This is a genomic window from Allomesorhizobium aridi, assembly GCF_043769475.1.
GTDB lineage: Bacteria > Pseudomonadota > Alphaproteobacteria > Rhizobiales > Rhizobiaceae > Allomesorhizobium.
Window position 1 is genome coordinate 3848613 of sequence record NZ_CP171729.1, and the last position, 12373, is coordinate 3860985.

A 12373-nucleotide genomic window follows, 5' to 3' on the forward strand; every position below is an offset into this window, starting at 1 on the left:
GCGGCCATCAGAGCGCAGGAGGCATCCTGGCGGTCTGTGCTCCCTGCGGCGACATCACCGGCACGAAGACACGGCGCGATGCCCGCTTGGCCACCGGCAAACCCTGATAGAGCCGCTTCTGCGCCTCGACAACGATGACGCCGGAAAACATCGGCCAGCAGCGACGGCCGGTGCGTTCCAGCAGGTTGTGGAACCGCAGCATCCAGCGCCGCTTCGACGGCGGGAAGAACAGCGCGTCCGACCAGGCCGACGGGGTGAAGTTCGCCTCGCGCAGCAGCGAATTGAGCTGGGCGCGCGAGAACGGGCGGCCGGTGCCGAAAGGCGTGTGCTCGAAACGCGCCCAGACACCGCGCCGGTTCGGCGTCACGACGACGACGCGGCCCGCCGGCGCCAGCACGCGCCAGATCTCCTTCAGTGTCTCGCGCGGGTTTTCGGCATGTTCGAGCGAGTGGACGAGCAGCACGCGATCGACGGACGAATCGGCCAGCGGCAATTCCTCGTCGAAAACCAGCGCCGTCGCCGACGGCCCGCCCACAGGCCAGACGACGGCGCCCTGCGTGGCCGGCATAAAGGCGAAAACCCGCTCGGCATCGACGCCGAAGCGATCGAGCCAGGGCAGCGTATAGCCGAGCCCCACCAGCCGCTCATCGGGCAGGCTGGCCCAGATCGACGACAACGCCATGGCGATCGACCGCTCGGCGATGCGGCCAAGCGTCGTGGCATAGAACGAGCGGAGATCGACGATGTCCGAATTCATGGCGCGACGGTATCCGCGATGCGGGGCAAGTTCAACAAAGGCCGCGACAGGGGTGACACCGGCCGGCGAGCGCCCTATCGTTCGCGAAAACGGAGGCGGCGATGCCCTTGCTGATCGAACAATTCATGTGCCGTAGCGACAATTTCTGCGTGCTGGCGCACGATGAGGCGAGCGGGCTGACCGCGCTGATCGACGCGCCGGAGGAGCACCCGATCCTGGCGGCGATCGAGCGTACTGGCTGGACGCCGGCGATGATCCTGACGACGCACCACCATGGCGACCATGTCGAAGCCAATCTGGCGCTCAAGCAGCGGTTCGGCCTGCGCATCGTCGGGCCGGAAGCGGAGGCCGCCAAGATTCCTGGCATCGACGAGACCGTCGAGGATGGTTCGGTCATCCCGTTCGGTGGCGAGGAAATCCGCGTCATCGCCACGCCTGGCCATACGGCCGGCCATGTCTCCTACTATTTCCCCAAATCGAAAGTGGCGTTCACCGCCGACACGCTGTTTGCGCTCGGCTGCGGCCGGCTGTTCGAGGCGAAGGCGCCGGTGATGCTTCAATCGCTGAAGAAACTAGCCGCGCTGCCGCCCGAAACGACAGTCTATTGCGGCCACGAGTACACGCAGGCCAATGCCCGCTTCGCGCTGTCGGTCGATCCGACCAATTCGGCGCTGAGGGAACGCGCCGCAAAAATCGACCGGCTGCGCTTCGAAAGCAAGCCGACGCTGCCGACCACGATCGGCGAGGAACTCGCGACCAACCCCTTCCTGCGCTGGCACGACCCGGCGATCCGCCGCAACCTCGGCATGGAAACGGCATCCGACGAGGAGGTCTTCGCAGAAATCCGCAAGCGCAAAGATATTTTCTGACGGCCTCTGCCTGTCGGCGGCTGTCGTGCCTGCGGGATGGTGGCAGACGGCAAAAGGCCTCGGCGAGTGGACGCTGGTCGGCTGCACCGTCGCCCCCGGCTTTGACCTCGCGCAATTCGAACTGGCAGCGCAGGGCTGGGAGCCTAAAGCAGAAAACCGAGCGTGATCATGAGCTGCGCGGCGTAATATAGCGCCCAGACGGCATAGCGCATCCACTCGCGGTGCAGGGAGATGGCGGCGACGAGAAACTTTTCGGCCGCGAGCAGCCCGTCGGAGGCCATGAACAGCACCGCACCCATGATGAGCCAGACATTGTCCAGCGTCAGCGCCGAAACGCCCATGCCTAGGATCGCAGCGGCATAGGCGGCGACCGGCACGCGTAAATCCGGCCCGACACGCCGCCACAGCATGAAGAGCATTGTTGCCGCGAAAGCGGCCATGACGACCGCGAGAGCCGCGCGCCAGGGCTGCGAAAGCGGTTCAAGCCCCGCGCCCGCCAGCCAAAACAGTGCGATATAGGCGAGATGCGCTGCGAGAAAGCTGGCAAGGCCGCCGAGAAAAGCCTTGTCTCCGTCGCGCGACAGGAACGCGTCGCCGAGGGCGCTGAGCGCCAGGGCAGCTACCAGCAGGAGCGGCCCGCCCTGAATGGCGGCAAGCGCCGCCAGCAGCGCCACCGCCAGCGTCTTGACGACCGAGCGCAGCAAGGTCTCGCGCGTGTTCAGGATCAGCCCGTAAACGACGGCAGCGGCGAGCGAGAAGAGCAGCGTGGCGTTGGCAGTCGCCTCTGTGCCGCCGGCAAACGGCATCATGCCTCTGCCCGATGTCCCGCCGCCGCACCCTTGCCGAACAGCAGCGACTTCGCCGCAAGCACCGCACCCGATGTGATCAGCACGCAGGCGGCGATGATGTTGAGCGTCGGCTCGGCGAAGCCGGCCACTATGAGCACCAGCGTCGAGAGCAGCGGGGCCGCGTAGCTTGCTGCGCCCAGGACCTGGATATTGCCGCGCTTGACACCATAATCCCAGGCATAGAAGGCAGCCCCAACCGGCATTAGGCCGAGGCCGAGCACTGCCAGCCACTGGGAAGCGCCCGACGGCAGCACGGTTTGTTCGAGCGCCACATGGCAGACCAGCGACAGCGCCGACGTCGCGGCGCAGAACCATGTGACGATGCTTGTCGGAACGGTGGCGAAGCGCCGCGACAGGAGCGAATAGCCGGACCACAGGAAGGCGCAGGCTCCCGCCATGGCATAGCCGAACAGATAGCGGCTTTCGAAGGCCAGCCCGCCGCCCTTGGTGACGATCAGGAACGTGCCGGCAAGGCCGAGCATCGCGCCGGCTATGTGGTTCCAGCGCAGCCGCTCGCCTGGCATCAGCGCCGAGCCGAGCACGATCAGCAGCGGCCACAGATAGGCGATCAGGCTGGCCTCCACCGCAGGCGCATTGCGGAGCGCGGTGAAGTAGAAGAAGTGGTAGCCGAACAGGCCGCCAATGCCGATGATCCAGACCTGCGGCGGGATTTTTTCACGTCGCGCCGGAGCTGGCATGAACTGGCGCGCGACGAGCCCGACCAGCGTGCCGATCGCGAAGGTGATGGCCGAGAGCAGAAACGGCGGCACCGCGCCGGAGGCGTCGGTGAGCAGCGCCAGCGACGCCCACATGGCGACTGCCGAAAAGCCGATCAGCGTGGCGCGCCCCATGTCAGATCCCCGGAGCGCGGTTGCGGTCGCGCTATTTGGTGGCTTCGAACCTCTGCGCCTGGACGGTGATCGTGCCGATCTGGGTGCCGACCGTGGCGCGGACGGGGCCATATACCCCGGTCGTGCCGAGTGGCGCAAACGTGATCGTCATGCGGCTGCGGTTTTTCAGATAGTCCAGCGCCTTGCGGCCCTTGCGGTAGCCGGCGACCGGCTCGAAGCGGACGCCACAGGTGACCGTCCCCTTCCCAGCCATCGATCGCCATTGTGCCGGTCGATTCATGGGTGAGCGTCAGGTCGAAGCGCAACTCGCCGTCATAGATCTTGATTGTCCGCCCGCAGACTTCCGAGAGGTTGTCGGCGCGCACCAGGGTCGCCGAGAGCGGATCAGTGACCGCCTGCAAGTGTGCGTCCTTCAGCGGAACCCAGCTCTTGCCGCGCTTTTTCAGCGGCGGCACGTTTTCGGTCCTGGCGACCGCGCCGCCCTTGAAGCGGATCGAGGTCATCTTGGATTTCTTGCCCTCGGTATAGTCGACACGGAACGCGGTCGGCTGCGTCCTGTTCCCGGCGAAGCGCCCGGCCGCCGACACCGAGCCCTGCGTATCGTCGAAAATCTGCGCCAGCCCTGCGGCCGAAAGCACGCCTTTCACCGAGAAGGAATTGCCTTCGAAGGTGCTGTTGAAGGTCGAACGCGCGACGGGAATGCCGAGGAAAGTCACGGAGTAGTCGCCGGTGAAGGACTGCAGCCCTCCCTTCCGCGGAGCGGGCACCGTCACCACCAGCGCAATCAGAAATGCCTGGAAAAGTCCCGCCATGTCGCGGCGTCCTCGTTCGGGCGGGCAGGATCAGCCGCCCGCGAAGTCCCTGTCTTGCCGTTCTAGCAGAAAATCAGGCGAATCTGTGGATCGCCGCCCGGGCGACCGGACGCCTTCGCCGGGGTTGACGCTTCCCGAAAATGACACTATGGAACGCCAACTCTTCCATGCGGCCGCTTGACGAGACTGCGCGCCACCCTTTTTGGTGCGCCACGTTCATTTGGCCCGTTCGAGATTTGAAGGTAGCTTGAAAAATGTCCCGCGCTTGTGAACTGACCGGCAAGGCCGTTATGTCCGGCAACAATGTGAGCCACGCCAACAACAAGACGCGTCGCCGCTTCCTGCCGAACCTCCTCAATGTGACGCTGATCTCCGAGGCGTTGAACCAGAATGTGCGCCTGCGCATTTCGGCCAACGCGCTGCGCACCGTCGAGCATCGCGGCGGCCTCGATGCCTTCCTGGCCAAGGCCGATATCGCCGAGCTTTCGCAGCGCGCGCCTTTTGAAGAAGCAGATCGCCAAGAAGTCCGCCGAGAAGGCTGCCGCCTGATTTAGCTTTATCGGGCGGGGGACAACCGCCCGGAGCTTGATCCGTTCCGAGTGCATCGAAACAGATCGGGCTTCGTTTCACGGAGCGCAGTCTTTCAAGGCCGCTCCCTGGTTCCATCACCCAGGTTAAAAAAATGAAATTCTCTTCCGCATATTTGCCCTTCGTGGCCGCCATGGCGCTTGTCGTCGTAGCGTCGAACATCCTGGTCCAGTTCCCTGTCGCGGGGCAGATCGGCGCATTCTCGCTCGCCGACCTGCTGACCTGGGGCGCCTTCACCTACCCGTTCGCCTTCCTGGTCACCGACCTTGCCAACCGCCGCTACGGCCCCGAAATGGCGCGCCGCGTGGTGTTCGCCGGGTTCATGCTGGCGGTCGTCTGCTCGGTTCTCGTCCCGCCGCTGATGTTCCGCTACGGATTGATCGGCTTCGACACCGCGGCCGACCGGCTGGCGCGCATCGCGATCGCATCGGGCTCGGCGTTCCTGCTGGCCCAGTTGCTCGACATCACCGTCTTCAACCGGCTGCGCCGGCAAAGCTGGTGGCGCGCGCCGGTGATCGGCTCGCTCGCCGGATCGGTGCTCGACACCGCGATGTTCTTCATCGTCGCGTTCTCGGCGGCCTTCGCCTTTGTCGGCCCAGACGACGCATTTGCCCTGGAAGCCGCGCCGCTGCTCGGCGTGCTGCCGGTCGAGGCGGCGCGCTGGATGTCCTGGGCGCTGGGCGACCTGGCGGTGAAGCTCCTGATCGCCATCTTCGCGCTGATCCCCTACCGTCTGATCGCAGCGCGCTGGAGCCAGCCGGCGCTGGCATAGCGACAAAGCTCCATCTCCCCCTTTTCGCCCCTTTGCGGAGAGATACTCAGAGCCGTCATGGTGGAGCGAGAAGGCTTGGCGAAAGCGCGCGAAGCGATTATGTGTCGTCTCGGTCGGTCCCGTAGCTCAGTAGGATAGAGCGACAGATTCCTAATCTGTAGGCCACTGGTTCGAATCCAGTCGGGATCACCAATAATATCAAATACTTAGTAGATGCTCGCCGTCGATCATCATGCGCCGCTTGTTTACCAGAATTACCGCGCATTCCCGCGCTTTTCCAAGGATTGGCCGGGATTCGCTGGCGCATGAATGGCGCATAAAATCCGCGGCAAGCCGGACACTGTACACTGTGGGTGAGACTTGTCTGAACACCACTGGTTGCCGACTCGGCATGCGGCAATTGCCTCCCCTCGCATTCGCGGCTAAACAACTCCGCGCGGGCGGCTGAGGAGAAATTGAATTGACCGAGAAAAGCGAATTGCAGATCGAACTCACGGCCGACGTTGTGGCCGCTTATGTGAGCAACAACCCCGTCCCGGCCAGCGAACTGCCAAAGCTAATTGCTGACGTCTACACAGCGCTTGGCCAGGTCAACGGCGCCGCCGTAGTCCCTGCGGAGGTCGAACCGCAAACGCCGGCCGTTCAGATCAAGAAATCGGTGACGCCGGACTACATAATCTCGCTTGAAAATGGCAAACGGTTCAAGTCGCTGAAACGCCATCTTATGACCACCTACGGCATGACGCCGGACGAATACCGGGCCAAGTGGAACCTGCCGAGCAACTATCCGATGGTCGCGCCAAATTATGCTACTGCGCGCTCGCAACTGGCCAAGAAGATGGGGTTGGGACGTAAGCCAGGCCAAAAACCTAAAGGCCGTGGTCGGAAGGCTGCGTAGAAGCGGCGCGCCTCAACTCCGCCCCCTTTCGCTTCCAGTATAGTTCATCGGCGACTGCAATCCGCCGAACAGCCCGGCCGGCGCCATATTGTCCCCCCGCACCCCTACCGGCCGGGCATTTTTCTCCGACGAGAAAAAAGTCCGCCGAAGCGGGCTTCCGGAGGGTCTGGGCTGAGGGGGTGTCAATCTTCGTCCAGATCGTCGCCGTGAAACCATTCCTGCACGGCTTCACCCTTTCGGTCGAACTCAACCAAGTAGGTCGGTCCCTTGCCAGGAAATTCCGATCTGCCCACGATTATGCCGGGAATCAAAACGCATGCCCCAAGGGGCAGGTCCGTTGTGTCATCTCTTGATGCATGCACGTTCATTTGGCCACCCCGTTAAGGTTAAAACTTGATCGGTATCGATCAACTGCTAACGTGCCTTGACATTCGACGGGGGTCAAGCGATATCTATCACCATGAACGAAATTAATCATCTTACAGGCAGGCAAATCGCTGCCGCCAGAGCACTGCTCGGCATCGGGCAGTCCGATCTCGCGGCACGCGCAAGCATCTCCGCACCAACCCTTCGCCGAATGGAAGCAGCAGCCGATCGTGTATCCGGCTATGTGAATAACGTGCTCGCCGTCAAACAGGCGCTCGAATCGGCAGGCGTGGTGTTCCTTGACGATGACCAATGCGTAGCAGGCGGGCCGGGAGTGCGGCTGCGAACGTAAAAGGCGCGCCTCTATTGCTAAGTTAGAGCGCGCCTTGATTGCCGAGGCGTCGACAATCGGTTCGTCGAAACCAGCGCTCCCGATCCGAAGCGCCGAGCACAAGCTAAAACATTCACACGACAGAAGCAACAGGCACGCTATCTAGGCGATTTAGCATATTCCATAAGTCTAATAGGCGAAAACGCCTAGTTCCCAAAAAGTTATCTAACTCGCATTTTGAGACTTTACTTAAAACGCGACCCGATCAATGATTTGTGTATGGAAAAGACATTTGACGAACTCGCCGACTTGCTTCAGCGCCAGCCATTCGACTGGCGCGCCGCGGCCGTGACCGTTGCCGCCAACGTCCTGACCGGCCTCGCCATCGGACTCGGAATCGCCGTTGGGTTGGCGCTGGCTGGGTAAGTCGACGGGCCAGCCAATGTCAGTGCGGCCGCAGATCGTCCCGTTCGGAGAGAATGCCGCAATTCCCGCGCCCGCCTGGACGAAATCGGATCTGGCTTGCTCGGCTCGCCGCCGCCGCGGCAGGCCGCGAGCGTCTGAGCGCGCGCTCGCTATGCGGCTTGGAAACCTAACGTCTCCGTGGATGGTGCGAGCGCGGGACGCCAGGCAACCGGCCGACCTTGCCTGCCGGCTGGCGATTGGTCGGCGAGCCTTGCGCGGCTTCATTCTTTGCTGTGCTGTCGTCAACCTTCCGCGTGCCGGCCGACCGCCATACAAGGAACAGGACCGCGGCAAAATAGCCGATCTGTGCCAGAACCGCGCAAATCACGGTTTGGATGAACGTCGTCCAGAGCGATTGCGTAACCACATAAGTGGTGACCGCAAACACCAAAAGCACGACGATAAGGCCGCGGAGGAACAGCAGAAAGGACATCTCTATCCCGCCGTGCCGCTCACCCGCGTTCGAGCGTCCAAAGTCATGCGCAAATTCCTCTAGGCGAAGCATCGCCCGCACAGCGTGCCTGAGGGGAGCCGCACGCGGATAACAGAGATCACCACGTCATGGGCTATGGATAAACTAAGCTTTTCGGCGGACCCTTAAAACGCGCATGGCTTGCTACAATTCGTGTGCACGGTCGTTCCCCCGGAGCGGCCGGGTGGGCTGGACTGCCTAACGGGCTCCCATAAGGTCCCGGCGGCTGACGCTACCCATTTTGTCCCCAAGAGCGCCAGCCCCGCACGGTCTTTCCCCGGGAGTAATTCAAGGGACCATGCAAGCGGATGGTATCATGGACACTGGCTACCAAAACACGATCTCAGGGTTGCTTCGCAAGCGCGGTGAAATGCTCGCTAACCTTGCTCCCCGCATTAAGTGGCGCGCGACCGGTGCCCGAGTGTTGCTGTTCCAGCTTCTCGGCAACCTCCTGACCGGCCTGGCTATCGGCCTTGGCATAGCCGTTGGGTTGGCGTTGGCGGGGTAGTTGCTTTGCGACGCTTGCGCGTTGGACGCGCTTGAGTGATGCTTCGCTCTTGGGGGGAGAGATGGGCCAGGCTGTTCTCGTGATAGGTGTCGTGCTCGCATGTCTCAGCGGCATCGGAATGCTTCTAAGCTTGACCAATGACGAACTACACTGACGGATCGGTGGTGGCTGAAACGATGACCGGCCCTATGAGCTTTGCGTCGATCGAGGAATTTGACGCATATATAACCTAGGCTATCGCTTGCGCTTCGCGAGCCGTGTCGGCGGCCGATTGTCGTCGCCGATCAATATGCCCGCCTCCTCGGCGGCCTTACGAAACGCCTTGCGAGCTGCCGCTGCCTCGCGCTGACCCTCAAACGCCTCCAGGCAGGCCTTCCGCGCAGCGCGTTGCTTGGCGGTGTCAATCTCGGTAGGCCATTCGTTGAGCAGCCATTCGGCTGCCTTGCGGGCGCTGCCTATGTGCTGAACCTGGCCCGCGCGCTTTATGTTCTGGATTTAGGTCTCTCGGATCATTTCCGCAGTAGTATAGCGGCCCAGCCAAACGCCCGCCGGCTGGTTAGCCAGCGCGCGTTCTTTACAGAATACCCCTTGGCCATTCGGTCGATGTGGTCCCTCAGGCTAAGCGTGCCAACGAACTTTTTGGCGACCCGCTCGCTTAGCCCAGTTAGAACAAGGCCGTCCAGTTCGGCGGGCCATCCGGTGAACTTATCGTACACCGTCCACAGCTCGTCGGGATCCTTTTGAGTATCGTAGCGTCGGGGCATTTGCACATCTCACTGCGGACTTCTTGATCCCGATCCTAAAAGCCCCAGAATCAGCGCGCACTCGTGGGCACGATACTTCCCAGCGATCATCAGTTGATAGTAATCATCCCGCTTGTGTTCCGGGACATGAAATCCACGCCGAAATGCCGCCGCCTCTTTCGGGGTCCGGGTGCAGCCGAGGTTACTGGCGCTGGCTTTCAAACTCGCCAGTGAGCAGCCAATCTTGGCCGCAATATCTTTCAATGGTTCGTTGTTAACGTACCCCTCCACAATCATCTGGCGCCGAGCTTCGCCTTTGATCTTTGCGATCATTTCGTGAACTCCCGTACGTATCTACCTCGCACAATGCGCAATTCTATTACGCGCCACGCAGAAGAGTGTCGTTAGCTTCGCGTCCAGCAACTTATCCGGAAATACATATCAATCATCGGTGCAGCGTTCCCGACCGGTCGCTGGGTTGAGTGCTGCGCGTGCCATTCGAATGGGCTCGCTCATTCGAATGGCTAAGCATAAATCAGGGTTGCACTGACGTATAATCAACCCTGCCCATATCCCATATGGCGGAAGGCCGGCGTGCGTCCCCACCCCACTCCGCGGTGCGCCGGCCTTTTTTCGTGCCTCGCCCTCGCCGCTTCAGGCAAAACACTGAATCAACGCCCCCGGACACCCCGGAATGGTGACGAGCGACAACTCTGTGAGGTCGAGCACCACTGGGATGTAGGAAACGCCGGGCGCAATCGGCTTTTGAACGGCCCGTTTCGGGCCGAGCGATAGAGCGCCCACATCGCCATCCGCTACCATCCGAACGGCCAGGCGGCCGCGTTCGGTCGTCTCATCGATGTCTCCGACTACGAACAATCCGTGGTCGTCCTCCTCGATCTTGATCCACTTGCCGCATTCCTCGCCCTCGTGGCCAAGTAGCATTTGAGGGTGCCAGCCGTCTCGGATCAGGTTGGAAAAGGCGCCAGCCCCGATGATGTGTGTTTGGTTGGTGCAAACGCCGAAAAGCGTTCCATATCCGGAGATCCTCATCTCTCGAAAAAATGCCGACTCCAGTGACGCTCTCAAGGAACGGGCGCAGATAGGTGAACAGCGCAAACTGACCCATGAAGAGGAACAGGATGGAAGCCATGCCGAACGCGACAGGGCGGCGGCCAAGCAGCGCCAGCACGTTGCCGGATGCCCTCCTGCCGCGCGGAGGCAGCGGCGGCAGGCTGATCCATTGCCAGACCAGGGCAAGCGGGCCGAGCGGGACTACAAGGAAGAAGGCGCCGCGCCAGCCGACATAGGCCCCGAGAAAGCTTCCCAGCGGAGCGGCGATCGTAGCCGCGATGGCGTTCCCCGCGTTCAGCATGGCGAGACCCTTCGGGACGCGGTCTTCCGATACGAGGCGCATGACGATCGAGGTCGACATCGACCAGAAGCCACCGATCGCCACACCAAGGAGCGCACGACCGACCATCAGGAACGCGAAGTTCGGCGCGAAGGTCGTCGCGAGACCGGAAACGATCAGGAGCACCGTGAGGCCAGTCACGACAAGCTTGCGGTCGATCCGGCGCGTAAGGCCGGCGACCAGCAGGCTGGTAACCACGGCAAAGGCGCCAGAGATCGAGATGGCCTGGCCAGTCCGGCCCTCTGTGATGCTGAGGTCCACCGCGATCGGAGAGAGCAGACTGACCGGCATGAACTCCGATGCAATCAGCACGGCGACGCACAGCGCCATCGACAGCACCGCCCCCCACGCCGTGCGGTCATCTAAAATCCGGGTGTCGTAGGTGGTTTCCATGACGGGCGTCCTGACAAGCGGCAGGCGGCTCGTTCACGCCGCCAGTTCACCGCTCGCCCAGGAAAATAGCGTCCCTATCTCGATCACATTAGACAGATCAATCCACTTGGACTTATCGATCCGGACCATGAATGGCGACTGGAAACCGTCCCCCTCTTCTGTACAGGGTCAGGAACGGTCATGGGCGTCTGACGGTGGCCTGAAAGGTCAGATGGTCGCGCGGCTCGTTCCAGTTTCTTTCTTGCCCTTCAAGCCGCGAAGTCGCAGCGGACGAAGTCGGTAGTTCCTCGGCGCTGTCATCCCCGGGCAAGGCGAACGTAGGCCGTCTCTGGGTCTGAATTGCTGACGAAGGTCTGCTTTCCGGTGGGTAATTGAGTTCACGAAGGGTAACAAAGATCATCATTTCCAATTGCCCGAAAGGTTCCGCTTTCGAGGTTCGATTTCGCCTCATGAACGGCAGCTACTGGTTGCGCTTAACGTCCGGTTCCGGGAAGGAAAATCGGCCTCGGAAGGTCTCGAAAGGGTCAAGAGCGTGAGTCTAGGCGGGGCCAAGCGAACTTCCGCAATGGGACGTGAGCCGAATTTCAGCCGCCAAGGGAATGAAAGATCGTCTGCACGCAAGCTTGCGGGTTGCCGGCAATGTGCATGCCGCTTTCGGCGGAAAGCTGGGCGAGCGTTGCATCTGAGCCGTCCGTCAGGCGGCGCAGCAGAAGATGAGCCCGGCGGATCAGGTCGACGAGAACACGGTCGGCAGGTTTACTCTTTGGTCCGGCGCCTGCGATGGACGATGCGTGTTTCGACCTCGCGCCGACGAATACTCATAGACACGTCTATTTCCAGTTGGACGGACTTTAAGTCAGCAGCAGCCTAAGTGGCTGTCCGCTCAGATCTTGTACACTCGCTCATCCCAATCGAACTATAACTACACCGCATGCCGCCGGTAATAATGAGCTATCTTGTAGGCAGCTTATGTTGCCTAATAGATAAAATATGTGTGGCAAATCCCACAGACCACCGGAGACTTGGGTCGTATAGTTCGACATGCGCCGAGCTCGGGCATAGTAATTTTTCAGCTCCCCCGAACCCTCGCATGCTCGTTACTTCAAGTAGCGAGGCCATGTGCACCCTCAAGGGAGGCCAGCATGAAATCGTTCAAAGCTTTTCTGGTTTTCGGATTCCTGTCCGCGCTGATCGGCTCGGCGGCCCTTCTCGAGGCAACGCCCGAAGCCCATGCGCAGCAGTGTCCGAACGGCGTTTGTCCTCAGTGAGCGAGGGAGGACAATGCC

Annotated in this window: 17 protein-coding genes, 1 tRNA gene and 3 pseudogenes; 10 read left to right on the forward strand and 11 right to left on the reverse strand. The window is 61.7% G+C overall.

Annotated features, from left to right (window positions below; genetic code table 11):
* Positions 1-7: 7 nt before the first annotated feature.
* The gene (locus ACG873_RS20900) at positions 8-757 is read right to left on the reverse strand and encodes a class I SAM-dependent methyltransferase (protein WP_394887266.1); all 750 of its coding nucleotides are present in this window, start codon (positions 755-757) and stop codon (positions 8-10) included.
* 101 nt (positions 758-858) lie between these two features.
* Between ACG873_RS20900 and gloB the strand changes: the two genes are divergently transcribed.
* Together gloB and ACG873_RS20910 are read left to right on the forward strand one after the other, a co-directional pair.
* Positions 859-1626, forward strand: a complete 768-nt coding sequence (gene gloB, locus ACG873_RS20905) for a hydroxyacylglutathione hydrolase (RefSeq protein ID WP_394887268.1) — start codon at positions 859-861, stop codon at positions 1624-1626.
* A 22-nt stretch (positions 1627-1648) separates the two neighbouring features.
* Positions 1649-1792: pseudogene (locus ACG873_RS20910) on the forward strand (cupin domain-containing protein); the annotation flags it as partial.
* Here ACG873_RS20910 and ACG873_RS20915 read toward each other — a convergent pair.
* Genes ACG873_RS20915 through ACG873_RS20925 form a run of 3 tightly spaced genes read right to left on the reverse strand, consistent with a single transcriptional unit; the run spans position 1770 to position 4137 of the window.
* Positions 1770-2435 (reverse strand): lysoplasmalogenase family protein, encoded by a 666-nt coding sequence (locus tag ACG873_RS20915; RefSeq protein ID WP_394887270.1) that lies wholly within the window; start codon positions 2433-2435, stop codon positions 1770-1772. The pseudogene ACG873_RS20910 and the gene ACG873_RS20915 overlap by 23 nt on opposite strands.
* Positions 2432-3325, reverse strand: a complete 894-nt coding sequence (locus ACG873_RS20920) for a DMT family transporter (protein ID WP_394887272.1) — start codon at positions 3323-3325, stop codon at positions 2432-2434. Before ACG873_RS20920 ends, ACG873_RS20915 begins: the two co-directional genes overlap by 4 nt.
* Positions 3307-4137 carry a DUF3108 domain-containing protein gene (locus ACG873_RS20925; protein ID WP_394887274.1) on the reverse strand — a complete coding sequence of 277 codons (831 nt, stop codon included), beginning with the start codon at positions 4135-4137 and terminating at the stop codon, positions 3307-3309. The genes ACG873_RS20920 and ACG873_RS20925 overlap by 19 nt, the downstream gene beginning before the upstream one ends.
* Positions 4138-4391: 254 nt before the next feature.
* On the opposite strand from ACG873_RS20925, the pseudogene rpmB reads away from it, so the two are divergent.
* The 4 genes and pseudogenes from rpmB (at position 4392) to ACG873_RS20945 (ending at position 6395) form a co-directional block, all read left to right on the forward strand.
* Positions 4392-4686 (forward strand): annotated as a pseudogene (gene rpmB / locus ACG873_RS20930) (50S ribosomal protein L28).
* A gap of 133 nt (positions 4687-4819) precedes the next feature.
* Complete coding sequence (locus ACG873_RS20935) at positions 4820-5497, forward strand: queuosine precursor transporter (RefSeq protein WP_394887275.1); 678 nt, start codon at positions 4820-4822, stop codon at positions 5495-5497.
* Between the two features lie 115 nt (positions 5498-5612).
* Positions 5613-5689 (forward strand) — tRNA-Arg (locus ACG873_RS20940).
* A 268-nt stretch (positions 5690-5957) separates the two neighbouring features.
* Positions 5958-6395 carry a MucR family transcriptional regulator gene (locus ACG873_RS20945; protein WP_394887276.1) on the forward strand — a complete coding sequence of 146 codons (438 nt, stop codon included), beginning with the start codon at positions 5958-5960 and terminating at the stop codon, positions 6393-6395.
* A 182-nt stretch (positions 6396-6577) separates the two neighbouring features.
* On the opposite strand, the gene ACG873_RS20950 is transcribed toward ACG873_RS20945, so the two are convergent.
* Positions 6578-6763 carry a hypothetical protein gene (locus ACG873_RS20950; RefSeq protein ID WP_394887278.1) on the reverse strand — a complete coding sequence of 62 codons (186 nt, stop codon included), beginning with the start codon at positions 6761-6763 and terminating at the stop codon, positions 6578-6580.
* 92 nt (positions 6764-6855) lie between these two features.
* On the opposite strand from ACG873_RS20950, the gene ACG873_RS20955 reads away from it, so the two are divergent.
* Positions 6856-7113: a helix-turn-helix domain-containing protein gene (locus ACG873_RS20955; RefSeq protein ID WP_394887279.1), complete on the forward strand. Its 258-nt coding sequence runs from the start codon at positions 6856-6858 to the stop codon at positions 7111-7113.
* Between the two features lie 258 nt (positions 7114-7371).
* A complete protein-coding gene (locus tag ACG873_RS20960; protein WP_394887281.1) occupies positions 7372-7518 on the forward strand; it encodes a hypothetical protein in 147 nt (48 codons plus the stop codon).
* Between the two features lie 166 nt (positions 7519-7684).
* Here the strand turns inward: ACG873_RS20960 and ACG873_RS20965 are convergent, their stop codons facing one another.
* Positions 7685-7990, reverse strand: a complete 306-nt coding sequence (locus ACG873_RS20965; RefSeq protein ID WP_394887283.1) for an exopolysaccharide production repressor protein — start codon at positions 7988-7990, stop codon at positions 7685-7687.
* Positions 7991-8345: 355 nt separating this feature from the next.
* On the opposite strand from ACG873_RS20965, the gene ACG873_RS20970 reads away from it, so the two are divergent.
* On the forward strand, positions 8346-8537 hold the full coding sequence (locus tag ACG873_RS20970; protein ID WP_394887284.1) for a hypothetical protein: 192 nt from the start codon (positions 8346-8348) through the stop codon (positions 8535-8537).
* Between the two features lie 234 nt (positions 8538-8771).
* Here ACG873_RS20970 and ACG873_RS20975 read toward each other — a convergent pair whose 3' ends face one another.
* The 5 genes and pseudogenes from ACG873_RS20975 to ACG873_RS20995 all read right to left on the reverse strand — a co-directional run.
* Positions 8772-9032: a DUF982 domain-containing protein gene (locus tag ACG873_RS20975; protein ID WP_394893626.1), complete on the reverse strand. Its 261-nt coding sequence runs from the start codon at positions 9030-9032 to the stop codon at positions 8772-8774.
* Positions 9033-9046: 14 nt separating this feature from the next.
* Positions 9047-9301: a hypothetical protein gene (locus tag ACG873_RS20980; protein WP_394887286.1), complete on the reverse strand. Its 255-nt coding sequence runs from the start codon at positions 9299-9301 to the stop codon at positions 9047-9049.
* 9 nt (positions 9302-9310) lie between these two features.
* Positions 9311-9613 carry a hypothetical protein gene (locus ACG873_RS20985; protein WP_394887288.1) on the reverse strand — a complete coding sequence of 101 codons (303 nt, stop codon included), beginning with the start codon at positions 9611-9613 and terminating at the stop codon, positions 9311-9313.
* A gap of 321 nt (positions 9614-9934) precedes the next feature.
* A complete protein-coding gene (locus ACG873_RS20990; RefSeq protein WP_394887290.1) occupies positions 9935-10333 on the reverse strand; it encodes an HK97 family phage prohead protease in 399 nt (132 codons plus the stop codon).
* A gap of 10 nt (positions 10334-10343) precedes the next feature.
* Positions 10344-11087, reverse strand: a pseudogene (locus tag ACG873_RS20995) (MFS transporter); the annotation flags it as partial.
* Positions 11088-12229: 1142 nt separating this feature from the next.
* Here ACG873_RS20995 and ACG873_RS21000 point away from each other — a divergent pair.
* A complete protein-coding gene (locus tag ACG873_RS21000) occupies positions 12230-12355 on the forward strand; it encodes a hypothetical protein (RefSeq protein ID WP_394887292.1) in 126 nt (41 codons plus the stop codon).
* Positions 12356-12373: the final 18 nt, after the last annotated feature.